Raw genomic sequence first — 24,104 nt, 5'->3', positions numbered from 1 at the left:
CCAGAGTCACGTCCGTCACCGGTCGACACCTCCCATCACGGGGTCGATGGACGCGACGGCGACGATCACGTCGGCGACCTGGCCGCCCTCGCACATGGCCGCCACGGCCTGGAGATTGGTGAACGACGGATCGCGGAAGTGGACGCGGTACGGGCGGGTGCCGCCGTCGCTGGCCATGTGCACGCCCAGTTCGCCCTTGGGCGACTCGACGGCCACGTACGTCTGTCCGGGCGGGACCCGGAATCCCTCGGTCACCAGCTTGAAGTGGTGGATCAGGGCCTCCATCGAGGTGCCCATGATGTTCTTGATGTGGTCGAGGGAGTTGCCCAGTCCGTCCGCTCCGAGCGCGAGCTGCGCGGGCCAGGCGATCTTCTTGTCCGCGACCATCACCGGCCCGGGCTCCAGCCGGTCCAGGCACTGTTCGACGATCCGCAGCGACTGGCGCATCTCCTCCAGCCGGATCAGGAACCGGCCGTACGCGTCGCAGGTGTCGGCGGTCGGCACCTCGAAGTCGTACGTCTCGTAGCCGCAGTACGGCTGGGCCTTGCGCAGATCGTGCGGCAGCCCGGTGGAGCGCAGTATCGGGCCGGTCACGCCGAGCGCCATGCAGCCTGCGAGGTCGAGGTAGCCGACGTCCTGGAGGCGGGCCTTGAAGATCGGGTTTCCGGTCGCGAGCTTGTCGTACTCGACCAGGTTCTTGCGCATCGTCTTCAGGAACGCGCGGATCTGGTCGACGGCACCGGGCGGCAGATCCTGGGCGAGGCCGCCGGGCCGGATGTACGCGTGGTTCATCCGGAGGCCGGTGATCAGCTCGTAGAGGTCCAGGATCAGTTCGCGGTCGCGGAAGCCGTAGATCATGACGGTGGTCGCGCCCAGCTCCATGCCTCCGGTGGCGATGCACACCAGATGGGAGGAGAGCCGGTTCAGCTCCATCATCAGCACCCGGATGATGGTGGCGCGGTCCGGGATCTGGTCCTCGATGCCGAGCAGCTTCTCGACGCCCAGGCAGTACGCCGCCTCGTTGGAGAAGGGCGTCAGATAGTCCATGCGCGTCACGAAGGTGGTGCCCTGCGTCCAGTTCCGGAATTCGAGGTTCTTCTCGATCCCGGTGTGCAGATAACCGATTCCGCAGCGGGCCTCGGTGACCGTCTCGCCGTCGATCTCCAGGATCAGCCGGAGCACCCCGTGGGTGGAGGGGTGCTGCGGACCCATGTTGACGATGATCCGCTCGTCGTCGGCCTTCGCCGCGGCGGCCACGACCTCGTCCCAGTCGCCGCCGGTGACGGTGTAGACGGTGCCCTCGGTGGTCTCGCGCGCGGAGGCGGCAGAAGCAGAAGAGGCAGAGGGGTTCGCGTGGGTGGCAGACATCAGCTGTACGACCTCCGCTGGTCCGGAGCCGGGATCTGGGCGCCCTTGTACTCGACGGGGATGCCGCCCAGGGGGTAGTCCTTGCGCTGCGGGAAGCCCTGCCAGTCGTCCGGCATCATGATCCGCGTGAGCGCGGGGTGACCGTCGAAGACGATGCCGAAGAAGTCGTAGGTCTCCCGCTCGTGCCAGTCGTTGGTCGGATAGACGTCGACGATCGACGGGATGCGCGGATCGCTGTCCGGGGCGCACACCTCCAGCCGGATCACCCGGTTATGGGTGATCGACCGCAGGTGGTAGACGGCGTGCAGCTCACGGCCCTTGTCGCCGGGGAAGTGGACGCCGCTGACGCCCGTGCACAGCTCGAAGCGGAGCGCCGGGTCGTCGCGCAGGGTCCGGGCGACCCGCGGCAGGTGCTCGCGGGCGATGTGGAAGGTCAGCTCGTCGCGGTCCACGACGGTCTTCTCGATCGCGTTGTCCGGGAGCAGCGACTGCTCCTCCAGCGCGCCCTCCAGCTCGTCGGCGACCTCGTCGAACCAGCCCCCGTACGGGCGGTTGGCCTGGCCGGGCAGCCGTACGGGGCGCACCAGACCGCCGTAGCCGGTGGTGTCGCCGCCGTTGTTCGCGCCGAACATGCCGCGCTGGACGCGGATGGCCTCGCCCTGGTCACCGCGGCGGCCGGGGAGGTTCTCGGCGTTGAGGTCCTTCTCGGGATTGACCCCGTTACCGTTCGCTGTCACCTCAGCAGCCCCTTCATCTCGATCGTCGGGAGCGCCTTCATCGCCGCTTCCTCCGCCTCACGGGCCGCACGCTCGCGGTTCACGCCGAGCTTCTCCTCGCGGATCTTCTCGTGCAGTTTGAGGATCGCGTCCATGAGCATCTCGGGGCGCGGCGGACAGCCGGGCAGATAGATGTCGACGGGCACGATGTGATCGACGCCCTGCACGATCGCGTAGTTGTTGAACATGCCACCGGTGGAGGCGCACACGCCCATCGAGATGACCCACTTCGGGTTCGGCATCTGGTCGTAGACCTGGCGCAGCACCGGGGCCATCTTCTGGCTGACCCGCCCGGCGACGATCATCAGATCGGCCTGCCGGGGCGAGCCGCGGAAGACCTCCATGCCGAAGCGGGCGAGGTCGTAGCGTCCGGCACCCGTCGTCATCATTTCGATGGCGCAGCAGGCCAGGCCGAAGGTGGCCGGGAAGACGGAGGACTTTCGGGCCAGCCCGGCGGCCTGTTCGACGGTGGTCAGCAGGAACCCGCTCGGAAGTTTCTCTTCGATACCCATGCGCTGTTTCCCCTATCTCCTCTTGAGCCCCTTTAGTCCCACTCCAGGCCGCCGCGCCGCCAGACGTACCCGTAGGCGACGAAGACGGTGAGCACGAAGAGGAGCATCTCCACGAGCCCGAACAGCCCCAGGGCGTCGAAGGTGACGGCCCAGGGGTAGAGGAAGACGATCTCGATGTCGAAGACGATGAAGAGCATCGCCGTCAGGTAGTACTTGATGGGGAAGCGCCCACCGCCGGCCGGATGCGGAGTCGGCTCGACGCCGCACTCGTAGGCCTCGAGCTTGGCCCGGTTGTAGCGCTTGGGGCCGATGATCGCGGCCATGACCACCGAGAAGATCGCAAAAGCTGCCCCGAGGGCTCCCAGTACGAGGATGGGCGCGTATGCGTTCACCGTCCTCGCTCCCTTCAGTCGACGATGACTGGCTGGCGGACCGTACGGACGTGCCCCCGCCCCACGAAGATCGCGTTCATGTGAGGCAGTTCACAAGCCCGTTTCGCCTGCATCTTATGCCCGTCGGTCTGTGATCTGCGACACGGGGTACGCCAACGTCTTTGTGATCTCCACCACCTGACGAAGGATCATGAAGTCGGATGAGCGGTGATCTTGTACGTGAAGCATCCATTCGGTCACGAGAGGTGACATTCGAGGACGTCATCACAGGTGAGCGCGGTGCGCCCCTACCAAGACATGGTACATACAGGCAAATTTGAGACGGACATCGTCAGCTGATATTGGACCCCAATCCTCATGGGTGACCCGCACGCGACCCACCCCCGGCCCCACTTTCGACGCGTCGCTCGACCCCGACCCGACCCGCGATCCGGCACCCCTCGATCGCCGCTTCGCGCTTCCGTTCACGAGCGTCACAAATGGGGCACGGGGAGGTGAGGTATCCCACCCCGGAAGTAGTTGTGGATCTCGATTTGAAGGGAACCATTGGTATGCGGGCTGCATCAGTGATAGGCCGCCCGCCGTTACCGCGTGACGCCAAATGCCATGCGTACGCACATGATCGAGGAATTCGGACATGACACCGGCGCCCGCGATGAAGATCATTTAGCCCGGGTTTTGGTCGTGTGCGCGTCAAATGTGGCGCAGCCCACTTTTGTTGATCCGGGCCTTTGGGCCCTGGTACCCAGTGACCTATGTCCCCGATCGCACACATACCCAGCCACCGGAAGCCCCGCCGTGCCGCGGCTCCCACGCGTGCACTCCGCGCAGGGGTGACCGGTGGCTTCCTCACCCTCGCGGTGGCCGGCGCTGCGGTGCCCGCCTCCGCCGCCGAGCCCGCCGCCCCCGAGGCGACGCTCGAGATGCCGACCGTCAGCGACACGCTGGCGAGCACGGCCGCCCAGACGGCTGACGCCACCGAGCAGGCGGCTTCCGGCTACGAGCTCCAGGCCCAGCAGGACCAGGCCGCCGCCCAGGCCAAGACCGCCGCCAAGAAGGCCAAGGCGGTGGCCGACAAGAAGGAGCGCGAGGCCGAGGCGCGCCGCGCCGCCGCCAAGAAGGCCGCCGAGGCCCGGGCCGAGAAGGCGTCCCGCTCCGCCGAGCGCGCCACCCTCTCCACCACCTCGGTCTCCAACGCCACCGGCAACGCCGCCGCGGTGATCAGCTTCCTCAAGGCGCAGCTGGGCAAGGCGTATGTGCTGGGATCCAGCGGGCCGTCCTCCTACGACTGCTCCGGTCTGACCCAGGCCGCGTTCAAGCAGGTCGGCGTCGACCTGCCGCGGGTCTCGCAGGACCAGTCCACCGTCGGCACCCAGGTGTCGCTGGACAACCTCCAGCCGGGCGACCTGCTCTACTGGGGCAGCTCCGGCAGCGCGTACCACGTCGGCGTCTACATCGGCGACGGCAAGTTCATCGGCGCCCAGAACCCGAGCACGGGCATCGTCGAGCGTCCGCTGGACTACGACCAGCCGACCGGGGCCGTGCGCGTCCTCTGAGCCGTCTGAGCCACCTCAGAGGCTGATTTCGGCTGTTTTCGGCCATGGGGCCGCCGTTCCTCGCCGCTCAGAGCGGAACGGCGGCCTCACGCCTGTCTACGTGGCGTAGACCTTCTCCACGAACTCGCTGATCTGCTGCTCGGAGAGATGCCGGGCCAGGTCCGCCTCGCTGATCATGCCGACCAGCCGCTTGTTCTTGTCGATCACCGGCAGCCTGCGGATCCGGTGATCCTCCATCTCCCGCAGCACCTCCGAGACGTCGGCGTCCGAGCTGATCCAGCGAGGCGTGCCCTTGGCGAGGTCCCCCGCCGTCATCCGGGACGGATCGTGGCCCTGGGACACACACCCGACGACGACGTCGCGGTCGGTGAGAATGCCGCACAGCCGCTCCTGGCTGTCGCTGATGGGCAGGGCGCCCACGTCCAGATCGCGCATCAACTGCGCGGCGCGTTCCAGGTTCTCCGTCGCCGGAATCCACTGTGCGCCCGGGTGCATGATGTCTGCGGCCTTCGTCATGGTCTACCTCCTGAAGGCCCACTGCCGCCAAGAACCGGCCCGTGGGCCCGATCGATCCGGCGTCGCCGCGGCGGACGCGCACGGCGCCCCCTTACTTCCATGTCACCACCGCCGGCGGGCCCGCGCGACCGCCCGGTGCCAGACTGAGAACTGTCGTCAGAGCACCACATGAGCCCCTTGCGCACAATCGTTGAAGGAGCAGCCATGCTCACCACCGATTTCGTCCCCGGCGCACCCAACTGGCTGGATCTCGGCGCCCCCGACACCGAGGCGGCCCGGGCCTTCTACGGCGGACTGCTGGGCTGGACCTTCGAGTCGGCCGGTCCCGAAGCGGGCGGATACGGCTTCTTCACCCACGGCCGCAAGACCGTGGCCGCCCTCGGCCCGCTCACCGACGCCGGGGCCCGGTCCGCCTGGACCCCGTACTTCCAGACCTCCGACGCCGACGCCACCGCGCGCACCGTCGAGCAGGCGGGCGGCAGCGTGCGCGCCGCGCCGTTCGACGTCTTCGACGAGGGGCGGATGGGGCAGTTCACCGACCCCGGCGGCGCCCGGTTCGCGGTCTGGCAGCCCGGCAAGACGGCCGGTCTGGAGGCGGTCACCGAGCCCGGTTCGCTGTGCTGGACCGAGCTGCACTCCCCCGACCCCGCCGCGGCCCGCGCCTTCTACCGCACCGTCTTCGGCTGGGACACCGAGGAGATGTCGTTCCCCGGCGGGACGTACACCGTCCTGTCCACCGCGGGCGGCGGCAAGGACGGCACCTTCGGCGGCGTCGCGCAGCTCCAGGAGGGGCATTCGACGCCGCCGCAGTGGCTGCCGTACTTCGAGGTGGCGGACTGCGACCGGGTCGTCGCGAAGGGTCAGGAGCTGGGCGGGTCCGTGCTGATGCCCGCCATGACGTCGGAGGGCATCGGGCGGATGGCGTGGCTGACGGACGTGGCCGGGGCCCCGTTCGGCGTGATCACCAGCGCGAGCCCCGACGCCTGACCCACCTGAACTCCGTTGAGCGTCAGGCGCGCGGGGCCACCTTCGTGAGGGCGTTGATGATGCGGTCCATCGCGTCGCCGCCCGTCGGGTCCGTCAGGTTGGCCAGCAGCTTCAGTGTGAAGCGCATCAGCATCGGATGCGTGAGCCCGCGCTCCGTCGCCAGCTTCATCACCTTCGGGTTGCCGATCAGCTTCACGAACGCGCGGCCCAGCGTGTAGTAGCCGCCGTACACGTCCTTGAGGACCTGCGGATAGCGCCGGAGGGCCATTTCGCGCTGGGCCGGGGTGGCGCGGGAGTGGGCCTGGACGATCACGTCCGCCGCGAGCTGCCCGGATTCCATCGCATAGGCGATGCCCTCGCCGTTGAACGGGTTGACCATGCCGCCCGCGTCACCGACCAGCAGCAGCCCACGGGTGTAGTGCGGCTGCCGGTTGAACGCCATGGGGAGGGCCGCGCCGCGGATCGGGCCGGTCATGTTGTCCGGGGTGTAGCCCCACTCCTCCGGCATGGACGCGCACCACGCCTTGAGGATCTCGCGCCAGTCCAGCTCCTTGAAGGAGGCCGAGGTGTTGAGCACGCCCAGGCCGACGTTGCTGGTGCCGTCGCCCATGCCGAAGATCCAGCCGTAGCCGGGCAGCAGCCGGTCCTCCGCGCCGCGCCGGTCCCACAACTCCAGCCAGGATTCGAGGTAGTCGTCGTCGTGGCGGGGCGAGGTGAAGTACGTGCGCACCGCCACGCCCATCGGGCGGTCCTCGCGCCGGTGCAGGCCCATGGCGAGGGAGAGCCGGGTGGAGTTGCCGTCGGCGGCGACGACCAGGGGGGCGTGGAAGGTGACGGGCGTCTTCTCCTCGCCCAGCTTCGCCTCGACGCCGGTGATGCGGCCGGTGCGGTCGTCGACGATGGGGGCGCCCACGTTGCAGCGCTCGTACAGCCGCGCCCCGGCCTTCTGGGCCTGCCGGGCCAGCTGGTCGTCGAAGTCGTCGCGCTTACGCACCAGGCCGTAGTTGGGGTACGCCGCCAGGTCCGGCCAGTCCAGCTCCAGCCGCAGGCCGCCGCCCATGATCCGCAGGCCGCGGTTGCGCAGCCAGCCCGCCTCCTCGGAGATGTCGATGCCCATCGCGACGAGCTGCTTGGTCGCGCGCGGGGTCAGACCGTCGCCGCACACCTTCTCGCGCGGGAACGCCGTCTTCTCCAGCAGCAGGACGTCGAGTCCCGACTTGGCCAGGTGATACGCCGTAGTGGAACCGGCCGGTCCGGCGCCGACGACGATGACATCGGCGCTGCGCTCCGAAATCCCGGAGGATGCGCTTCCGGTGGCGCTCGCGGTGGGTGCGGTCTCGCTCACGCAGGGTCTCCCGTGGCCTGGGTAACAGCGTGCCGGTCGCGCCGGGCACTGGACATGTGCAGTCTATGGGGGCGTACTCCGGCACTTGCGAAGGGCAGCCCTCCCATGACCACGACCCCGCCTGTGATACGGCTCCGCGTGCCCACCCCCGAGGACGCCGCCGCCTGGCACCGGGCCTTCGACGACCCGGAGGTGATGGAGTTCCACGGCGGTTCGTCCCAGACCCTCGCCCACTACGAGGAGTTCACCGCCCGCCAGCGCGATCACGCCGAGCGGTACGGCTTCTGCTTCTCCACCCTGCTCGACGCCTCGGACGAGGTGCTGGGCTTCACCGGCGCCCAGCCGTGGCCCCACGACTGGGGACCGGCGGGCGAGATCGAGATCGGCTGGCGGCTGGGGCGTGCCCACTGGGGCAGGGGGTACGCCACGGTCGCCGCACGGGCGGCCCTGGAGCGGGTGCGGGCGGCCGGGATCGGGCACGTGGTGGCGATGGTGCACGAGCGCAACGAGCGGTCGATCGCGGTGGCGCGGCGGCTGGGCATGCGGGTGGCGGAGCACCTGGTGACGCCGGTGTCGAAGTCCCCCGCCGTGTGCTTCCGCCTCGACCTGTGAACCGGTCGGCGGGGCCGCCGCGTCAGGGCCGGGTGGCCCGGTGCAGGGCGACGATGCCGCCGGTCAGATTGCGCCAGGCCGGGCGGGTCCAGCCGGCCGCGCGGAGCCGGGCGGCAAGCGCGGGCTGGTCGGGCCAGGCGCGGATGGACTCGGCGAGGTAGACGTACGCGTCCGGGCTGCTGCTGACCGCCGTCGCGATCGGCGGCAGCGCGCGCATCAGGTACTCGGTGTAGACCGTGCGGAACGGGGTCCAGGTGGGGTGGCTGAACTCGCAGACGACCAGCCGCCCGCCCGGCCGGGTCACCCGCAGCATCTCGCGCAGCGCCCCCTCGGTGTTCTGCACGTTGCGCAGCCCGAAGGAGATCGTGACGGCGTCGAAGACGCCGTCCGCGAAGGGCAGCCGGGTCGCGTCGCCCGCCGTCAGCGGCAGCCGCGGATGACGGCGCTTGCCCTCGCGGAGCATGCCGAGCGAGAAGTCGCACGGCACCACGTACGCACCGGCCGCCGCGTAGGGCAGCGACGAGGTGCCCGTACCGGCGGCGAGGTCGAGCACCCGGTCCCCGGGGCGGGCGTCGACGGCGCGGGCGACCTCCTTGCGCCACAGCCGGGCCTGGCCGAGCGACAGCACGTCGTTGGTCAGGTCGTAGTTGGCCGCCACGTCGTCGAACATGGCGGCGACTTCGTGCGGCTGCTTGTCCAGGGATGCTCGGGTCACCCGCCCATTGTTCACCTCGCCCCCGCGCTCGCCCCGCGCAGGGGGCACGCGCCGCGCCGTGCGGGGTCGGCGGCGGGGGCGGCGGCCGGGTCAGCGGCGGCGGTGCACCAGGCGCCCGGCGAGCACGGTGGCCAGGCAGGCCCCGTCCGCGCCGAAGACCGCCAGATCGGCGCGCCCGGCCTCGGTCAGGGCGGGCGGGCGCGGCCGGTCGTCGAAGACGGCGACCTCGTTGCGTTCCGCGGCGGCGCGCAGCCCGGGGTCGGTGACGTGCTCCGCCAGGACCGCCGTCGCGCCCAGCCGCAGCAGGGCGTGGATCCGCTCCCGGGGCGTCGGCGCGTCCGGCACCGGCCCGTCGTGGACGAGGGCCGGGCCGAGGGTGCCGGGCCACTGCCGCACCCGGGCCTGCGGATGCGCGGCCCGCAGCTCGTCCAGGGGGCCGATGGCCGCGATGCGGCCGCCGTCGACCAGGACCGCGCCGTCGTGCAGGACCGCGCCCTCGCCGAGGGTGTACCGGACCACCGGTGCCGCGTGGAGCGTGCGCATCAGGAGGCGTCGATCAGCTTCAGCTCGGGGTGCGCCGTACCGGAGTCGATCGCCGTCGAGGACAGGTGCGAGACGACGTGGTCGTCCACCGGGTCGTTCGCCGGGTCGTCGTGCACCACCAGGTGCTCGTACGTGGTCGCGCGCTGCGCGGGCACCCGCCCGGCCGTACGGATGAGGTGGAGCAGCTCCATCCGGTTGGAGCGGTGCTTCGCACCGGCGGAGGAGACCACGTTCTCCTCCAGCATCACCGAGCCCAGGTCGTCCGCCCCGTAGTGCAGCGCCAGCTGTCCGGCCTCCTTGCCGACGGTCAGCCAGGAGCCCTGGATGTGGGCCACGTTGTCGAGGAAGAGCCGGGCGATCGCGATCATCCGCAGGTACTCGAAGACGGTCGCCTGCGTCTGGCCCTTCAGGTGGTTGTTCTCGGGCTGGTACGTGTACGGGATGAAGGCGCGGAAGCCGCCCGTCCGGTCCTGTACGTCGCGGATCATGCGGAGGTGCTCGATCCGCTCGGCGTTGGTCTCACCGGTGCCCATGAGCATCGTGGAGGTGGACTCGACCCCGAGGTTGTGGGCGATCTCCATGATCTCCAGCCACCGCTCGCCGGACTCCTTCAGCGGGGCGATGGCCTTGCGCGGCCGCGCGGGCAGCAGCTCGGCGCCCGCGCCCGCGAAGGAGTCCAGACCCGCGGCGTGGATGCGGCGGATGGCCTCCTCGACCGATACGCCCGAGATGCGCGCCATGTGCTCGACCTCGGAGGCACCCAGCGAGTGGATCACCAGCTGGGGGAACGCCTTCTTGATGGCCGAGAAGTGCTTCTCGTAGTACTCGACGCCGTAGTCCGGGTGGTGGCCGCCCTGGAACATGATCTGGGTGCCGCCCAGTTCGACGGTCTCGGCGCAGCGCCGCAGGATGTCGTCGAGGTCGCGGGTCCAGCCCTTGGCGGTGTCCTTGGGCGCGGCGTAGAACGCGCAGAACCGGCACGCCGTCACGCACACGTTGGTGTAGTTGATGTTCCGCTCGATGATGTACGTCGCGATGTGCTCGGTACCCGCGTAGCGACGGCGGCGTACGGCGTCGGCGGCGGCCCCCAGGGCGTGCAGCGGCGCCGACCGGTAGAGGTCGAGCGCCTCCTCCGGGGTGATGCGCCCCCCGGCGGCGGCGCGGTCGAGGACTGCCTGCAGCGTGGCGTGTGCGGTCACCGGGGCGTCCCTTTCGGAGGTGTTCGGGCGGACCGACCCAGCGTACGCCCCCGGTCGTCAGCGCAAGCGGCGCAGGGTACCGGTCGGATCGCCCGCCTGCCGGTCCTTCGCCCGGTACTTCAGGGTGCCGTCGGAGCCGAGGGTGTACTGCTCGTCCGTCGAGCTGTCGCTGCACCCCGTCTGGGGTCCGTCCCCCCGGAAGCGGGCGTCGAGGTGCAGTTCCTTCTGCGTCGCGGAAACCAACTTCCAGGTGAAGTCGCAGCGCACCACGGACAGCTTCACCCGGCCCGACGCGACCTGCTGGCCGGTGGAGCCGCGCTGGAAGGTGATGGTCATGGTGCCGACGGGGATGCCGTTCCGGGAGGTGAGGTCGCCCTGCCAGGTGCCGAGGAACCCCTTGGGCACGTCCGATCCGCCGGACGAGTCCGACGCCCCCGGGCTGGCCGGGTGGGTCCGGGTGGGGCTGTCGGCCGCCGTGTCGCCGCCCGGGTCCCCGGACATGTTCTGGACGAGGAACACGGCGGTCGTGGCGATCGCGAGCGCGCCCGCGACGGACAGCACCAGGGAGCAACTCAGCGCCTTGGGGCGCTTCTTGCCGCCGAGGGCGGCGGAGAGCGCGAAGCCGCGGCCGCCCTGCTGCCCGGCGGCGTCGCCGCCGCTCGACGGCTGGTTGGGGGGCGGGGTCGCGGGGTCGCCCGGCCCGTGGCCCGGCTGGTTTCCGTACGACGGCTGGTTCGTGTACGTCGGGGGCGGCGGGCCGAACGCGCCCAGCACGGGGGCCGACGGGGGCGATGCGGCGGGGGCGGCGGGGTTTCCGGACGCGAGCGCTCCAGGAACGGGCGTTCCGGACGCGGGCGTTCCCGGCGCGGGCGCTCCCGGCGCGGGCGCTCCCGGCGCGGGCGCTCCCGGCACGGCGGGTGACGGCGCGACCGCCTCCGCCTCCAGGTCGAGCAGTTCGACCGCCTGTCGGCTCACCCGCTCGATCAGCGCGCCCGGCAGCCAGCCGGACCGTACGAGCCCCGAGGCGCCGTCCGCGGGGGCCAGGCGGCGCGCGATCTGCTCGGGGGTGGGGCGGTCCGCCGGGTCCTTGGCCAGGCACTCGGCGACCACGTCGCGCAGCTCACCGGTCAGCTCCGGCCCGAGCTGCGGCTCCTCGTGGACCACCTTGTAGAGCAGCGAGGCCGAGCTGTCGCCGGGGAAGGGCTGCTCGCCGGTGGCCGCGTACGTCAGCACGGCGCCCAGCGAGAAGACGTCGGCCGGACCGCTCACCGGCTGGCCGAGGATCTGCTCGGGCGCCATATAGCCGGGCGAGCCGATGGAGGCGCCGGTGGAGGTGAGGGAGACGGTGCCCTCGGTGGCCCGGGCGATACCGAAGTCGATCAGCCGTGGGCCGTCGAGGGCGAGCAGCACGTTGGACGGCTTGACGTCGCGGTGGACCAGGCCGAGCCCGTGGACGGCGCCCAGCGCCTCCGCCAGCCCGGCGGCCAGGGCCCGTACCGAGGACTCGGGCAGCGGGCCCTCGTCGTTGACGGCCTGGCTGAGCGAGGGGCCCGCCACGTACCCGGTCGCCACCCACGGAACGCGTGCCTCCGGGTCGGCGTCGAGGACCGGCGCGGTCCAGGAACCACCGACCCGGCGCGCGGCATCGACCTCGCGCCGGAAGCGCGCGCGGAACTCCTCGTCGAGCGCGAAGTGCGCGTGCACCACCTTCACCGCAACGGTGCGCCCGCCCGCGCTGCGCCCCAGGTACACCACGCCCATGCCGCCGGAACCGAGCCGTCCGAGCAGCCGGTACGCCCCGATGACCTGCGGGTCCTCCGCTCCCAGCGGCTGCATGTGCCTCCCCCGTCGACTGCGCCGGACCAGCTTAGGCGGGCATGACAGCAACGGCACAGCCCGGTCGGCCAGGTCCTGTCCGGCGGATCTTCGTGGATCAGGCCGCGGCGACTCGACGGGGCCTAACCCTTCGCGGCGGGGGCGTCCAGGAGATCCACCCGGACGTCCGCCGGGAAGCCGGTCGTCGGGCCGGTCCGGCGGGCGAACTCGGCGATGCCCTCCAGCTGCTTCGCCCCCAGGGAGAAGTCGAGGGTGGTGAAGTAGCGTTCCAGCACCGACGCCTCCAGGTCCTCCCAGCGCGCGGCGTGCTCGGCGACCTTGCCCGCCTCCTCCAGGGACAGGTTCCGGGACTCCAGGAACGCCCGGTGCACCTCGCGCACGATCTCCGGCTCGCGCTCCAGGTACTCACGGCGGGCGGCCCAGACCGCGAAGACGAAGGGGAGCCCGGTCCACTCCTTCCACATCTGCCCCAGGTCATGAACCTGGAGGCCCAGCTTCGGAGCGTGGTGGAGGTTGGCCCGCAGCGCGGCGTCGCCGATCAGCACCCCCGCGTCGGCCTCCTGCATCATCAGGCTGAGGTCGGGCGGGCAGGTGTAGTAGTCGGGCTCGATCCCGTACCGCTCGGCGAGCAGCAGCTGGGCCAGGCGTACGGAGGTCCGCGAAGCCGAGCCGAGCGCGACGCGCTCCTTGTCCAGCCGCTCCAGCGGCACCTTCGAGACGATCACGCACGACATGACGGGCCCGTCGCAGCCCACCGCGATGTCGGGCAGCGCCACCAGGTCATCGGCGTTGCGCAGGTACTCGACGAGGCTGATCGGGCCGATGTCGAGGCGGCCTTCGACGAGCTGGTCGTTGAGCGCGTCGGGCGAGGCCTTGGTCAGCTCGAAGTCGAGCAGCGAGCCGGTCCTGGCGAGACCCCAATACAGCGGCATGCAATTGAGGTACTGGATGTGGCCGACCCTCGGCCTGTCGCGACGGCCCGGGGAGCCGGGGATGACGCTTTCGGCGGCGTCCGGTGTACTCCGCGAGGGGGAACTCGGTGAATTGTCCACAACCGGAGGCTAGCGCCGCTCTTCCCGCGAACCTGCGGCGGGGGGACCCGGGTGGGCCCGATATCTCGCGGCGCCGAAGGCTCGACCTGCGATCCTGTCCCGCCCAGGAGATCCGGAAACCCTCGTATTCGTGATCTTCGACTCTTTCCCCTTGGACACAGAGCGTGCTAGGCTCGCCGCAAGTTGCAGTTTGGTTTCCCTTGCAGTACAGAGCCTGCGGAGCATGTAACCGCGGGCTTTTGTAGTTTTCAGACTTCTTGCAGGTTCTGGAGCAGGGCAACCCTTTGGCCCAAGGAGGGCTTTATGGCTACCGGAACCGTCAAGTGGTTCAACGCCGAGAAGGGCTTCGGCTTCATCGCCCAGGACGGCGGCGGCCCCGATGTCTTCGTTCACTACTCCGCGATCAACGCGTCTGGCTTCCGCTCCCTGGAGGAGAACCAGGCCGTGACCTTCGACGTCACCCAGGGCCCGAAGGGCCCGCAGGCTGAGAACGTCAGCGCGGTCTGAGTTAGCAGTACCCAAGGAGCCCTGCTCCCCCGCATCGGCGGGGTGGCGGGGCTCCTGCCTTTTCCGTCCTTTTGTATTCACGGACCGTTCATTTTCTCTCGAAAGCAAAACCCCGAGCTTCACGCTCCGTAAGCGAGTAGCGACGCACCGTCGACGCCGCCCACCCGATCGGGTTAACGTTTCAATCATGGGGCGGACCAAGGGTCGGGGGCGGCGAACGGTCACGGTGCACCACGTACGGGCCGCGGTGCACGGCGCGCAGCGGCTCGGCGTCGACACCGCACCGCTGCTCCAGAGGGCCCGGATACCACCGCTGCTGCTCGGCGACGACCGCGCGCGCTTCTCCCCCGAGCAGTTCGCCCGGCTGGTGCGCGCCCTCCACCGGGCCACCGGGGACGAGTTCCTGGGGCTCGGCTCCGCGCGCAGCCGGCCCGGCACGTTCGCCATGATGTGCTACGCCTCGCTCGGCTGCCCCGACCTCGGCACCGCCCTGGAGCGCGGCGCGCGCTTCTACCGGCTCTTCCCCGGCGGGCCGAACCTGGCGCTGGAGCGCGGCGAGGACCAGGAGGCGGTGTTCGGCCTCCGCGGGCAGTTACGCACCCGCCACGAGAGCCAGATCGTCGCCGAATGGCTGATGCTCATCTGGCACCGGCTCGCGGGCTGGCTGATCGGGCGTCGGATCCCGCTGTTGTGGACCCAGTTCGCCCACCCCGCGCCCCCGCACGCGGACGAGTACGAGCAATTGTTCGACTGCACCCCGTACTTCGGCGGGGATCGTACGGCGGCCGGATTCGATCCCCGCTGGCTGTCCGCGCCCGTGATCCAGGACGAGGCGTCCCTCCAGGCGCTGTTGCGCCGCGCACCCGACGGACTGCTCGGCCGCCCCGAGTACGGCACGACCGTCGCCCAGCAGGTGCGCCACGTGCTCGCAGGTGGGCTGCGGACGGGCGGGCCGCGGACCGGCGGCGGGCCGGGCGTCCGCCGCGCCGGACGGCTGCCGGAGCTGCGGGAGGCCGCGGCCCGGCTCGCGGTCAGCCCGGCGACGCTGCGCCGGCGGCTGGACGAGGAGGGCACCTCGTTCCAGCAACTCAAGGACCAGGTGCGGCGGGACGCGGCGATCGGCAGCCTGCGCGAGACCGGCGAGCCGATCGAGGAGCTGGCGGTGCGGCTGGGCTTCTCCGAAGCCGCCGCGTTCCACCGGGCGTTCCGGCGCTGGACGGGGATGACGCCGGGCGCATACCGGCTGGCGTACGGCCGCGGGGCCGAATGAGAGAGGCCGGGTGAGCCGCGCGGGGTGAGCCGCGCGGGGTGGAACGCGCCCAGTGAAACGCGCCCGGTGAGACATGCCCGTGAGACATGAGGCCAGCAAATCTGAGCGCTCCGGTCAGCAACAGACAAACCACACGTCTCTACGGTCCCCCACACAGCACCGCAGCACCATCGCACCCATGGGAGAGCCGTATGCGCACCCGCACCACCGTGCTCGCCGCCCTCGCCGCCCTGGCCCTGCCGACCGCGCTGTCCACCGCACCAGCGGCCATGGCCACGACCGACACCCCCCGGACCGCCACCACCCAGGGCAAGCCGGGTGACATCGTCACCAAGTCTCCGACCTCCTTCCGCACCGTGCCCGGCGCGCCGGTCACCACCCGCTCCTGGCACATCACCTATCGCTCGACCACCGCCCGGGGCACCGCGAACACCGTCTCCGGCACCGTCATCGTCCCCGACGACGGCAAGACCGGCCCCCGCCCGCTCGTCACCTGGGGCATGGGCGCCGTCGGCCTCGCCGACGGCTGTGCGGCCTCCGGCCGTTTCCCGCGGGGCACCAGCTCCGAGGGCCAGCTGATCGACCTCGCGCTGCGCCGCGGCTGGGCCGTCGCCGTCAGCGACTACGAGGGCCTGGGCACCCCCGGCGACCACACCTACACGGTCGGCCGGTCCGAGGGGCACGCCCTGCTGGACGCGGCGCGCGCCGCACAGCGGCTCCCCGAAGCGGGCCTCTCGCCGGACGGCCCGGTCGGGATCATGGGCTACTCGCAGGGCGGCCAGGCGGCGGGCTGGGCCGCCCAGCTGCGCGCCTCGTACGCGCCCGAGCTGCGGGTGAAGGGCACGGTCGCCGGGGGCGTCCCCGCCGATCTGCCCGCCACCCTCGAATACAACGACGGCAGCGTGGGCGCCGGGCTCGCCCTGATGGCGCTCGCCGGGCAGGACGCCGCCTTCCCCGAACTGGCGCTCGACTCCTACCTCAACCAGAAGGGCAAGGACGACGTCGCCTTCATGCGGAACAACTGCGTCTCGATCAGCACCATCGCCGGGCTCTTCCAGAACCTGTCCGAGGTGACCGTCCGGGATCCGCTGGCCTCGCCGTTCTGGCAGCTCGCGCTGCGCGCCTCCTATCTGGGCGACCGCGCCCCCGACCATCCGGTCTACCTCTACCAGGGCACGGTGGACGAGCTGATCCCGTACCAGGTCGGCGCGGACCTGCGCACCCGGTGGTGCGAGAAGGGTGCGCCGGTGGAGTGGAAGAGCCATCCGACCGACCATGTGACGACCGCGATCACCGGGATCCCGGCGGCCATGGCCTGGCTCGGCGCGCGGCTCGCCGACGAGCCGGCCACCGGTAACTGCGGCACCTGAGCCACGGCCTCCGGTTCCCCCGGGAGGCCCTGTGCGCATGCGACGCCCCGCGGCCCCTCGTACGTTGAAGCTCTCGGGCCTCACACGAACGAGGGGTTTGCGGACGTGGGTCGATGTAATGGCGCCCGTTTCGCCCGGCGGTGTATGCGCATCGCGGTGAGCGCGACCCTGACCGCCGGGCTGTGCGCGGGGCTGCCCGCGTCACCGGCGGTCGCCGCCGACTGCCCGGATGACCCGAACACGGCCGGATCGGTGGACGGTTCGGAGCTGACGTACACCCTGCACACCAAGTACACCGCGGAGTGGGCGCGGGCCCGGGAGGACTGGAACGCCCTGGGCAAGGTCGACATCAAGCCGCACACCGGCACGGCCTACGCGGACGTCGACGCGACCGATGTCGACCGCTCCGACATCGGCTGGTCGGGGCTGTGGGAATCGCATGAGCTGGGCTCCGACGACATCGTCCTCAACGCCCACTTCCTCGCCGCGTACCCGGCCGACGTGAAGCGCGGCGTCGTCACCCACGAGCTGGGCCACGCCCTCCGGCTGGGCCACCGCTCCTCCCCGGGCGCCGTCATGTACTGCAACGACACCCGCACCGCCTTCGCCCCCGCGGCCGCCGACATCGCCGCGTACCGGGAGGCGTGGGGCTCATGAACCCCCGCACCGGGACGATCGCGCTGGCCACGACCCTGGTGGCGGCGGGCGGCTGCGCGGTGGCCTGGTTCGAGGTCCCCTACGGCAGTACGCACTACCACCCCAGCTACGCGGTCCGGCTGGACACGCCCGGGCTCGCCGCGGGCTGGGCCGATGACGTCTTCATCGGCAAGGTCACCGCCCGCGAGGGGGTGCGGCGCACCGACGGCGACCGGCTGCTGTGGACGACGTACCGGGTCGAGGTCCAGTCCGCCCTCAAGGGGAAGGTGTCCGGGAGCGTACGGGTCGCCCAGGAGGGCGGCGACGATCCGCTGCGGCGGCAACGGATCGTGGTGGGCGAGGCCCCGCCGCTGCTGCCCGGGCGGACGTATCTGCTGGCCACCCGGGTGGCACCGGACGGATGGCACACCGCCCCGTCCAACTTCCTGCCGCTGGACCTGGCTCCGGACAAGGCGGGCTCGGACAGCGGAACGGACCCGTCCGCGGCCTGGCGGGAGGGCGTCAGCCATCCGGTGTCCCAGCGGGACGTGCACCCCTCGGCGGTGTCCCGCGCGGCGGACCCGGCGGCGCTGTACGCACGGGCGCGGCTCGACTGACCCGCGCCGGGCCCCCACCGGCGGCTCATCGGGGGCTCATCGGGCGGGGCTCATCGGGCGGGACTTATCGGGCGGGGCTCATCGGGCGGGCGACCAGCCCTGTCCGCGCAGCAGGTTCCCGAGCCCCGCCCAGGCGAAGTTCATGAGGGTGGCCGCCGCCTCCTGGGCCGAGGGGCCGTCCGGCTCCGCGCCGTCGCCAGCCCAGTCCGCCAGCGACTCGGCCGCCCCGACCAGCGCGTGCGCGAGCCCGGACACCTCGGCGGCCGCCATCCGCCGCTCCGGCGACGGCGCGCCCTTCCGCGCGGCCGCCGCGATCAGCTGGGTCACGAACGCCACGATCTCCGCCCGCATCGCGGCCACTTCGTGCGCGTAAGGGTGTCCGTGCGTGCGCGCCTGAACGTGCAGCAGCGCCCATCCGTCGGGATGACGCGCGGTGTGCGCGAAGAAGCCGCTCAGCCCGCTCCACAGCTGGCGGTCCGGCGGCGCGCCCCGCTCGACCGCGCCCCGCACCGCGGCCACCAGCGACGCCGCCTCCCGCCGGACGCACGCCGCGAACAGCTCTTCCTTGGAGTTGAGGTACAGATAGACCAGCGGTTTGGACACCCCGGCCAGCTCGGCGATGTCGTCCATCGAGGCGTTCTGGTATCCGCGCCGCGCGAAGGCCCGCACCGCCGCGTCCAGCATCTGCTGCTCCCGCACCACCCGCGGTACGCGCTTGCTCCTCGTCGCCCCGCCCACGCGGACCGCCCCCTCCGACAGTGCCCCCGCACACTCTTACGCCCACCAGCCTACGGCGGACCGGGACGAAGATCACGTGCTCGGCACCTCACTCTTGTCACGGCTCGCGGCTCCCTTCACAGTGTCAACAGCGCATGTGCAACGCCCCGTTCAGCTCCACCGTTCAGCTCCGCACGCACCGAGCGAAGGAGATACGGACGATGCCCTCCCGCCGCCGCGCCGCCGCCGCACTCGCCGCACTGGCCGCCGCGCCCCTGCTCCCCACCCCCGCCGAGGCCCGCTCCCGGCCCCGGCCCGCCGACCTCGCCCGCGGCACCGCCGCCGACCGCGCGCGCATCACCGCCGCCGACCGCGTCAGCGAACGCGTCCTCGACCTGACGATCCACTCCCCCGCCCTCGCCCGCGACGGCCACGCCCGGGTCCTGCTGCCCCGCGGCTACGACCGCCGGCCGCACCACCGCTGGCCGGTGCTGTACCTCCTGCACGGTTGCTGCGACCCCGGCCCGGGCTGGCAGGCCTGGACCCTCAACACCGACGTCGAGGGGCTGACCGCGTCCCTCCCCGCCCTGGTGGTGTCCCCGGAGGGCGGCCCCTCCGGCTTCTACTCGAACTGGTGGAACGGCGGCGCCTACGGCCCGCCCGCCTGGGAGACCTTCCACCTCGCCGAACTGCGCCCGCTGCTGGAGCGCACGCTGCGCGGCAACGGCCGCCGGGCGATCGCGGGCCTGTCGATGGGCGGCTTCGGCGCCCTGTCGTACGCGGCCCGCCACCCCCGGCTCTTCCGCGCGGCCGCGTCGTTCAGCGGTGTCGTCCACCCGCTGCGGGACCCGGGCGGCGTCCAGGGCATCGTGCGGCGGTACGGGGCCGACCCCACCGCCCTGTGGGGCGACCCCGCGGCGCAGTCCGCCCTCTGGGCGGCCCACGACCCGTACGCCCAGCTCACCCGGCTCCCCCGCGGCTACCCGGTGTACGTCTCCTGCGGCGACGGCACCCCCGGCCCGCTGGACCCCGAGGGCACCCCCGTCGACACCCTCGAGCGGGGCCTCGGGCTGATGGCCGAGGACTACGTACGCCGCGCCCGGGCCCATGGGCTGGCCCTCACCACCCGGCTCTACGGCCCCGGCACCCACACCTGGCCGTACTGGGAGCGCGAACTGGGCCGTGCGCTACCCCTGCTGACCGCTGCCCTCGCCCGGCCCTGACCCCGCGCCCGCCTCCGCGTCCGCGCCCGATCCGGGCCGGGGCGCGTCCTCCCAGGCCACCAGGCGCGGCGACGAGGGCGGGTTCCCGACCTCGCGCCGCGCCCGCGCCGTGGCGGCCAGTTCGTCGCGGAGATCGGCGAGTTCGACCACGCGCCGCTCTCCGCGACGGGCCACGGCCGCCGCGGCGGCGGCCATGACGACATTGACGATGTCGCCACCGGCCATGCCCTCCGATTCGGCCGCCATGATGTCGGAGGTGACCTCGGGGTGCAGCGGCAGTTCCTTCGGGAGGAGTTTCGTCCACAGATCGCGCCGCGCGGCGAGGTCGGGGAGTTCCAGCCGGATGTGCGCCAGGATCCGCCGGACGAACGCCACGTCGTAGTTTTCCGGGAAGTTGGTCGTGAAGACGACGACGCCGTCGAAATGGTCCAGTTCGGTGAGCATCACCGAGCGGGACACATTGACGCTGTGGTCGGCGCTCTGGGTGACCCTGCTCAGGCGGCGGCCGAGAATGGAATCCGCCTCGTCGAAGATGAGCACGGCATCGTGGCGACGGGCCTCGGCGAAACAGCGCACGATGTTCTTCGGCGTCTCTCCGACGTAGCGGGATTCGATCTGGGCGTAGCCGACCCGGAGATACGGACGGCCGAGCCGGTGGGCGATGGCCTCCGCGCACGCGGACTTACCCGTACCGGGCGGGCCGTACAGGCTCACCACCGCACCGCCGCGGTGCGGGGAGATCGACGCCAGGTTCCATTCCTTGAACAGCACGTCCCGGTGCGCGACCACGTTCAGCGCGGTGTCGACGCGTCTGCGGACCACATCCGTGAGGACGAGATCCCCGAAGGTCCGGGTGGGCTGCTCCACCCGGAAGTCGATCGCCTCCGGAGATCCCGCCCCCGGAGATCCCCCGTCGCGCTCGGTCGAAGTCGTCGTCGCGGTCTCGGTTGTGCTCACGGTCGCCGATCCGGCCGCCCCGGCGCCGGATTCGGTGAACGTCCAGCGCCGCGGCACGGTGTTGCGCCCCTCGTCCATTCACTGCCCCCCCGTATCAGTGGTGTCAGCTCGCCACGGACCAGTGACGGCTGACCTCGTCGATTTCCCGGCGGATGAACTCCGCGCGGACGCCGTCGGGAATGTCGTCCCAGCCGGTGACGGTCTCGGTCACCAGAGCGCTTTCGGGATTCCCGAATACGCAGCGGACCACGGTGTGCGCGTCCGACCGCCCGGTCGCGGGCCTGATGAACACGACCTCCACCTCCCGCACTTCCGATACGAGCCGGGCCCGCAGCTCGGCGGCTCCGGAGCCGAGAACGGCGGCCCGGATGTCATCGGGGCGCGTATCCATGCGCGCCGCCCAGTCCTCGGCCAGGGCATCCAGCACGACGGCGGTGAGACGGCCGCCCCCCGCGCGCCCGGCGGGCCGCGGCCATTGCCGCGACGCGACCAGGGCCGCCGCCACCACCACTACACCGACGCCCGTCCACCACCACAGCGACATGTGCCCGTTTCTTTCTCTGCGGCTCATTCTTCGAGTTCCTGGTCGCGCATCCTGGTCACGTCCATGCGATAACTGCCCCCGTCGCCCGCTACCAGCGACTGACGGTATTTCTCGGGAAGGTCGTCCCAGGCGACGTCCTCCTCGACCACGATCCGCTTGACCGGCGCGTCACTGCGCAGATGGTTCTTCATCAGCGCGGTCATGCGCCGGACATAGGTATTCGGGGCCAACCCCTTCTCGAACTCGATGACTTGCTCGAGCAGATAGGACCGCAGCTGCTTCCAGGCCGCCTTCACATTTCTGCGGACCGCCGTGGCGTACTTGTCCAGCGCGGTGAAGGCGAGCTTCACCGTTTCGGACATCCAGGGAAGGTGCTCGGCCACCCAGGGGAAAAGCTGCTCCCGGGCCCAGACCATGATCCGGTTCCACATGGCCAGCCCGATCGCCATGATGATCAGGGGAATGAAGAAAGCCATCAAACCCTCCCCAGCGGAAGGCTCAAGGTGACGCCCTCGTCGCCATCACGAATGATCCGCGCGCGCACGTCCTCGGGTATGTCGCCCCAGTCGATCTCCTGCTTGATGCGCTTGCGCCGCACCTTCTGCCGATCGGCGCCGTACAGCATCTCGATGATCCGCACCCCCGTCTCCCCGGGCCGGGCCCGGTATTCGACGGTCACCGCGACGATCTCCCTGCGGAGCGTGTCGATCACCGCCTGCTTCGCCCGCGGCAGTTCCGGCCGGATGGACGACCCATGCGGCTCGCCGCACATCTCGACCAGCGCGCTGAATACGTCACTCGCCGACAGCCCCAGAACGGGCTCGCACTCCTCGGCGAGGATCCCGTACACGACGATCGAATCGGATTCCGGCGGGGCCTCCAGGGCCGCGATCACGACATCGATCATCTTCAGGATGTGGCGGAGCGCGATTTTGCCGACAACACCCCGCTCGGCACCCGGTTTCGGCAGGACGGCCTTGTCCGCCATCTCCCGGAGCGCTTTTTCGATCATGTCGCGCGCGGATCGCAGCGATTTCCCCGCCGTGGTGTCAGGCATGCGTGTTCCCCCCGTTACGACCGCATGTACACGAAGCACATATTAGCGCCGTAACACTCAATAACACATAGCATGAAAGGAATTGACAGCAATGCAGCACACTCTGATCACAAAAGTGCCCCCGGAGCCTCAATGAGGTCCCGGGGGCACAGACGTACCGGCGTACGGGGCGGCGTGCCGGCGGCCGCGCCGATACGAAGGGGCTACACGGTGGCCAGTTGGCGCTCCGGCTCGGCGGGCTCGTCGCGGTCATCCAGGGGCGAGGAGCTGGCGTGGGTGTAGGCGTCGTGGTCGAGGATCTTCTCGCGGGCCGAGACCACGACCGGCACCAGGGCCTGTCCGGCGACGTTCGTGGCCGTCCGCATCATGTCCAGGACCGGGTCGATGGCCATCAGCAGGCCGACGCCCTCCAGGGGGAGGCCGAGGGTGGAGAGGGTCAGGGTGAGCATGACCGTCGCGCCCGTGAGGCCCGCCGTGGCGGCGGAGCCGATGACCGAGACGAAGGCGATCAGCAGGTAGTCACCGATGCCGAGGTGCACGCCGAAGATCTCGGCGATGAAGATCGCCGCGAGCGCCGGGTAGATGGAGGCGCAGCCGTCCATCTTGGTGGTCGAGCCGAAGGGCACCGCGAAGGACGCGTACTCCTTGGGCACGCCCAGGCGTTCGGTGACCTTCTGGGTGAGCGGCATGGTGCCGACCGAGGAGCGGGAGACGAACGCGAGCTGGATCGCGGGCCAGGCGCCCTTGAAGAAGCTCAGCGGGTTGACCTTGGCGACGGCAGCCAGCAGCAGCGGGTAGACGCCGAACATCACCAGCGCGCAGCCGATGTAGACGTCGGCGGTGAAGGTCGCGTACTTGCTGATGAGGTTCCAGCCGTACTCGGCGATGGCGGAGCCGATGAGGCCCAGGCTGCCCAGCGGGGCGAGGCGGATGACCCACCACAGGGCCTTCTGGAGCAGCTCCAGCACCGACTGGCTCAGGGTGAGGATCGGCTGCGCCTTCTCACCGAGCTGGAGGGCGGCGACGCCCGCGACGGCGGCCATGAAGACGATCTGGAGGACGTTGAGCTGGGTGAACGGCGTGATGACGTCCGTCGGCACGATGCCGGTGAGGAAGTCCAGCCAGGACCCGGCCTCGTCGGGCTTGGCGCCGTCCTTCGGGGTCAGGCCGGTACCCGCGCCCGGGTTGGTGAGCAGGCCGATGGCCAGGCCGATGGCGACCGCGATGAGCGAGGTGGTCATGAACCACAGCAGCGTGCGGGTGGCCAGCCGGGCCGCGTTGCTGACGTTCCGCAGGTTCGTGATCGATATCAGGATCGCGAAGAAGACCAGCGGGGCGACGGCGAGCTTCAGCAACTGGACGAAGATCGAGCCGATCTTGTCGAGCGTGGTGACCAGCCAGCCGACGTCACCGCTGCGGGCGACCCAGCCGAGCACCACGCCGAGGACGAGACCCAGCAGGATCTGCGCCCAGAACGGCACCTTGGGCAGGCGGAAGGACGACGTCCGGCCGGACGTCTCGGGGAGGGACGACAACGGACACACTCCGGGGGAGGTAAGAGGGCGAGAAAAAGCCAGGAGTCCGTACGGGATCTCCGGCCGCTGTACGACGAAGGGGTCAGCGGCGGTGACAGGCCGCGGACCGACAGCGGCAAAGATCGATGTGCAGGCGCGCCACGAGCGGAACGCTCGCTGCGATACGGGGCGCGGCTGCTGTCTTCATGACAAGTACATTAACACCGCCGCTTTGGGGAACCCAAAGCAAATCTTTGACCTTTCGGACCGGTCGCGGAGCGTC

26 protein-coding genes are annotated in these 24,104 nt (G+C 70.9%); 9 read left to right on the top strand and 17 right to left on the bottom strand.

The genetic code is table 11. The annotated features are described in order from the left end of the window. Window positions 1-15: 15 nt before the first annotated feature. From HYQ63_RS24400 to HYQ63_RS24385, 4 genes are read right to left on the bottom strand one after another with little or no spacing between them, the layout of a single operon-like run. On the bottom strand, window positions 16-1,368 hold the full coding sequence (locus HYQ63_RS24400; protein WP_179935888.1) for an NADH-quinone oxidoreductase subunit D: 1,353 nt from the start codon (window positions 1,366-1,368) through the stop codon (window positions 16-18). Then, window positions 1,368-2,105, bottom strand: a complete 738-nt coding sequence (locus tag HYQ63_RS24395; protein ID WP_179935886.1) for an NADH-quinone oxidoreductase subunit C — start codon at window positions 2,103-2,105, stop codon at window positions 1,368-1,370. Before HYQ63_RS24395 ends, HYQ63_RS24400 begins: the two co-directional genes overlap by 1 nt. Beyond that, a complete protein-coding gene (locus HYQ63_RS24390; RefSeq protein ID WP_009715963.1) occupies window positions 2,102-2,656 on the bottom strand; it encodes an NADH-quinone oxidoreductase subunit B family protein in 555 nt (184 codons plus the stop codon). The genes HYQ63_RS24395 and HYQ63_RS24390 overlap by 4 nt, the downstream gene beginning before the upstream one ends. Window positions 2,657-2,688: 32 nt before the next feature. After that, complete coding sequence (locus tag HYQ63_RS24385; RefSeq protein WP_179935884.1) at window positions 2,689-3,048, bottom strand: NADH-quinone oxidoreductase subunit A; 360 nt, start codon at window positions 3,046-3,048, stop codon at window positions 2,689-2,691. A 755-nt stretch (window positions 3,049-3,803) separates the two neighbouring features. On the opposite strand from HYQ63_RS24385, the gene HYQ63_RS24380 reads away from it, so the two are divergent. After that, window positions 3,804-4,604 (top strand): C40 family peptidase, encoded by an 801-nt coding sequence (locus HYQ63_RS24380; protein WP_179935882.1) that lies wholly within the window; start codon window positions 3,804-3,806, stop codon window positions 4,602-4,604. 96 nt (window positions 4,605-4,700) lie between these two features. Here HYQ63_RS24380 and HYQ63_RS24375 read toward each other — a convergent pair whose 3' ends face one another. Next, entirely contained in the window at window positions 4,701-5,120 is a 420-nt protein-coding gene (locus tag HYQ63_RS24375) for a CBS domain-containing protein (protein WP_179935880.1), read from the bottom strand. A gap of 204 nt (window positions 5,121-5,324) precedes the next feature. Between HYQ63_RS24375 and HYQ63_RS24370 the strand changes: the two genes are divergently transcribed. Continuing rightward, window positions 5,325-6,107 carry a VOC family protein gene (locus HYQ63_RS24370; RefSeq protein ID WP_179935878.1) on the top strand — a complete coding sequence of 261 codons (783 nt, stop codon included), beginning with the start codon at window positions 5,325-5,327 and terminating at the stop codon, window positions 6,105-6,107. A gap of 22 nt (window positions 6,108-6,129) precedes the next feature. Here HYQ63_RS24370 and HYQ63_RS24365 read toward each other — a convergent pair whose 3' ends face one another. After that, window positions 6,130-7,452, bottom strand: a complete 1,323-nt coding sequence (locus HYQ63_RS24365) for a geranylgeranyl reductase family protein (RefSeq protein ID WP_373689137.1) — start codon at window positions 7,450-7,452, stop codon at window positions 6,130-6,132. A 105-nt stretch (window positions 7,453-7,557) separates the two neighbouring features. Between HYQ63_RS24365 and HYQ63_RS24360 the strand changes: the two genes are divergently transcribed. Then, complete coding sequence (locus tag HYQ63_RS24360) at window positions 7,558-8,064, top strand: GNAT family N-acetyltransferase (protein WP_179935876.1); 507 nt, start codon at window positions 7,558-7,560, stop codon at window positions 8,062-8,064. 22 nt (window positions 8,065-8,086) lie between these two features. Here the strand turns inward: HYQ63_RS24360 and HYQ63_RS24355 are convergent, their stop codons facing one another. The 5 genes from HYQ63_RS24355 to HYQ63_RS24335 form a co-directional block, all read right to left on the bottom strand. Continuing rightward, a complete protein-coding gene (locus HYQ63_RS24355) occupies window positions 8,087-8,779 on the bottom strand; it encodes a demethylmenaquinone methyltransferase (RefSeq protein ID WP_179935874.1) in 693 nt (230 codons plus the stop codon). A 90-nt stretch (window positions 8,780-8,869) separates the two neighbouring features. Next, window positions 8,870-9,322, bottom strand: coding sequence for a hypothetical protein (locus HYQ63_RS24350; RefSeq protein WP_179935872.1), 453 nt, complete (start codon window positions 9,320-9,322; stop codon window positions 8,870-8,872). Then, entirely contained in the window at window positions 9,322-10,521 is a 1,200-nt protein-coding gene (mqnC, locus tag HYQ63_RS24345; RefSeq protein WP_179935870.1) for a cyclic dehypoxanthinyl futalosine synthase, read from the bottom strand. Before mqnC ends, HYQ63_RS24350 begins: the two co-directional genes overlap by 1 nt. Window positions 10,522-10,578: 57 nt before the next feature. Further along, on the bottom strand, window positions 10,579-12,357 hold the full coding sequence (locus HYQ63_RS24340; protein WP_179935868.1) for a serine/threonine-protein kinase: 1,779 nt from the start codon (window positions 12,355-12,357) through the stop codon (window positions 10,579-10,581). A 122-nt stretch (window positions 12,358-12,479) separates the two neighbouring features. Next, window positions 12,480-13,352 carry a menaquinone biosynthetic enzyme MqnA/MqnD family protein gene (locus HYQ63_RS24335; RefSeq protein WP_179940452.1) on the bottom strand — a complete coding sequence of 291 codons (873 nt, stop codon included), beginning with the start codon at window positions 13,350-13,352 and terminating at the stop codon, window positions 12,480-12,482. 360 nt (window positions 13,353-13,712) lie between these two features. Here HYQ63_RS24335 and HYQ63_RS24330 point away from each other — a divergent pair, with 360 nt between their 5' ends. The 5 genes from HYQ63_RS24330 (at window position 13,713) to HYQ63_RS24310 (ending at window position 17,809) form a co-directional block, all read left to right on the top strand. Beyond that, window positions 13,713-13,916, top strand: a complete 204-nt coding sequence (locus HYQ63_RS24330; RefSeq protein WP_009715975.1) for a cold-shock protein — start codon at window positions 13,713-13,715, stop codon at window positions 13,914-13,916. 187 nt (window positions 13,917-14,103) lie between these two features. Then, window positions 14,104-15,186 carry an AraC family transcriptional regulator gene (locus HYQ63_RS24325; protein ID WP_179935866.1) on the top strand — a complete coding sequence of 361 codons (1,083 nt, stop codon included), beginning with the start codon at window positions 14,104-14,106 and terminating at the stop codon, window positions 15,184-15,186. A gap of 191 nt (window positions 15,187-15,377) precedes the next feature. After that, window positions 15,378-16,556: a lipase family protein gene (locus HYQ63_RS24320; RefSeq protein WP_179935864.1), complete on the top strand. Its 1,179-nt coding sequence runs from the start codon at window positions 15,378-15,380 to the stop codon at window positions 16,554-16,556. Window positions 16,557-16,712: 156 nt separating this feature from the next. Further along, window positions 16,713-17,213 (top strand): matrixin family metalloprotease, encoded by a 501-nt coding sequence (locus HYQ63_RS24315; protein ID WP_257232060.1) that lies wholly within the window; start codon window positions 16,713-16,715, stop codon window positions 17,211-17,213. Continuing rightward, window positions 17,210-17,809, top strand: a complete 600-nt coding sequence (locus HYQ63_RS24310) for a hypothetical protein (RefSeq protein ID WP_257232059.1) — start codon at window positions 17,210-17,212, stop codon at window positions 17,807-17,809. Before HYQ63_RS24315 ends, HYQ63_RS24310 begins: the two co-directional genes overlap by 4 nt. A gap of 78 nt (window positions 17,810-17,887) precedes the next feature. Here HYQ63_RS24310 and HYQ63_RS24305 read toward each other — a convergent pair whose 3' ends face one another. Continuing rightward, entirely contained in the window at window positions 17,888-18,493 is a 606-nt protein-coding gene (locus HYQ63_RS24305; protein ID WP_179940450.1) for a TetR/AcrR family transcriptional regulator, read from the bottom strand. A gap of 254 nt (window positions 18,494-18,747) precedes the next feature. On the opposite strand from HYQ63_RS24305, the gene HYQ63_RS24300 reads away from it, so the two are divergent. Further along, on the top strand, window positions 18,748-19,749 hold the full coding sequence (locus HYQ63_RS24300; RefSeq protein WP_179935859.1) for an alpha/beta hydrolase family protein: 1,002 nt from the start codon (window positions 18,748-18,750) through the stop codon (window positions 19,747-19,749). Here HYQ63_RS24300 and HYQ63_RS24295 read toward each other — a convergent pair. The 5 genes from HYQ63_RS24295 to HYQ63_RS24275 form a co-directional block, all read right to left on the bottom strand. Next, entirely contained in the window at window positions 19,714-20,784 is a 1,071-nt protein-coding gene (locus HYQ63_RS24295; RefSeq protein ID WP_257232058.1) for an ATP-binding protein, read from the bottom strand. The genes HYQ63_RS24300 and HYQ63_RS24295 overlap by 36 nt on opposite strands. 25 nt (window positions 20,785-20,809) lie before the next feature. Continuing rightward, on the bottom strand, window positions 20,810-21,277 hold the full coding sequence (locus HYQ63_RS24290; protein WP_179935858.1) for a hypothetical protein: 468 nt from the start codon (window positions 21,275-21,277) through the stop codon (window positions 20,810-20,812). Beyond that, window positions 21,274-21,699, bottom strand: coding sequence for a hypothetical protein (locus HYQ63_RS24285; protein ID WP_179935856.1), 426 nt, complete (start codon window positions 21,697-21,699; stop codon window positions 21,274-21,276). Before HYQ63_RS24285 ends, HYQ63_RS24290 begins: the two co-directional genes overlap by 4 nt. Window positions 21,700-21,725: 26 nt before the next feature. Continuing rightward, entirely contained in the window at window positions 21,726-22,307 is a 582-nt protein-coding gene (locus tag HYQ63_RS24280; protein ID WP_179935854.1) for a hypothetical protein, read from the bottom strand. A gap of 203 nt (window positions 22,308-22,510) precedes the next feature. Next, the gene (locus HYQ63_RS24275) at window positions 22,511-23,851 is read right to left on the bottom strand and encodes a dicarboxylate/amino acid:cation symporter (protein WP_179935852.1); all 1,341 of its coding nucleotides are present in this window, start codon (window positions 23,849-23,851) and stop codon (window positions 22,511-22,513) included. Window positions 23,852-24,104: the final 253 nt, after the last annotated feature.

It is taken from the genome of Streptomyces sp. Rer75 (assembly GCF_013414305.1).
Lineage (GTDB): Bacteria > Actinomycetota > Actinomycetes > Streptomycetales > Streptomycetaceae > Streptomyces > Streptomyces himastatinicus.
This window is presented reverse-complemented; position numbering and strand designations above follow the sequence as displayed.

Coding starts and splice junctions, on each gene's coding strand:
- HYQ63_RS24320 (WP_179935864.1), top strand. CDS start 15,378: ATGCGCACCCGCACCACCGTGCTCGCCGCCCTCGCCGCCCTGGCCCTG.
- HYQ63_RS24380 (WP_179935882.1), top strand. CDS start 3,804: ATGTCCCCGATCGCACACATACCCAGCCACCGGAAGCCCCGCCGTGCC.
- HYQ63_RS24310 (WP_257232059.1), top strand. CDS start 17,210: ATGAACCCCCGCACCGGGACGATCGCGCTGGCCACGACCCTGGTGGCG.
- HYQ63_RS24330 (WP_009715975.1), top strand. CDS start 13,713: ATGGCTACCGGAACCGTCAAGTGGTTCAACGCCGAGAAGGGCTTCGGC.
- HYQ63_RS24325 (WP_179935866.1), top strand. CDS start 14,104: ATGGGGCGGACCAAGGGTCGGGGGCGGCGAACGGTCACGGTGCACCAC.
- HYQ63_RS24370 (WP_179935878.1), top strand. CDS start 5,325: ATGCTCACCACCGATTTCGTCCCCGGCGCACCCAACTGGCTGGATCTC.
- HYQ63_RS24390 (WP_009715963.1), bottom strand. CDS start 2,656: ATGGGTATCGAAGAGAAACTTCCGAGCGGGTTCCTGCTGACCACCGTC.
- HYQ63_RS24375 (WP_179935880.1), bottom strand. CDS start 5,120: ATGACGAAGGCCGCAGACATCATGCACCCGGGCGCACAGTGGATTCCG.
- HYQ63_RS24360 (WP_179935876.1), top strand. CDS start 7,558: ATGACCACGACCCCGCCTGTGATACGGCTCCGCGTGCCCACCCCCGAG.
- HYQ63_RS24400 (WP_179935888.1), bottom strand. CDS start 1,368: ATGTCTGCCACCCACGCGAACCCCTCTGCCTCTTCTGCTTCTGCCGCC.
- HYQ63_RS24340 (WP_179935868.1), bottom strand. CDS start 12,357: ATGCAGCCGCTGGGAGCGGAGGACCCGCAGGTCATCGGGGCGTACCGG.
- HYQ63_RS24305 (WP_179940450.1), bottom strand. CDS start 18,493: ATGCTGGACGCGGCGGTGCGGGCCTTCGCGCGGCGCGGATACCAGAAC.
- HYQ63_RS24290 (WP_179935858.1), bottom strand. CDS start 21,277: ATGAGCCGCAGAGAAAGAAACGGGCACATGTCGCTGTGGTGGTGGACG.
- HYQ63_RS24350 (WP_179935872.1), bottom strand. CDS start 9,322: ATGCGCACGCTCCACGCGGCACCGGTGGTCCGGTACACCCTCGGCGAG.
- HYQ63_RS24280 (WP_179935854.1), bottom strand. CDS start 22,307: ATGCCTGACACCACGGCGGGGAAATCGCTGCGATCCGCGCGCGACATG.
- HYQ63_RS24285 (WP_179935856.1), bottom strand. CDS start 21,699: ATGGCGATCGGGCTGGCCATGTGGAACCGGATCATGGTCTGGGCCCGG.
- HYQ63_RS24295 (WP_257232058.1), bottom strand. CDS start 20,784: ATGGACGAGGGGCGCAACACCGTGCCGCGGCGCTGGACGTTCACCGAA.
- HYQ63_RS24300 (WP_179935859.1), top strand. CDS start 18,748: ATGCCCTCCCGCCGCCGCGCCGCCGCCGCACTCGCCGCACTGGCCGCC.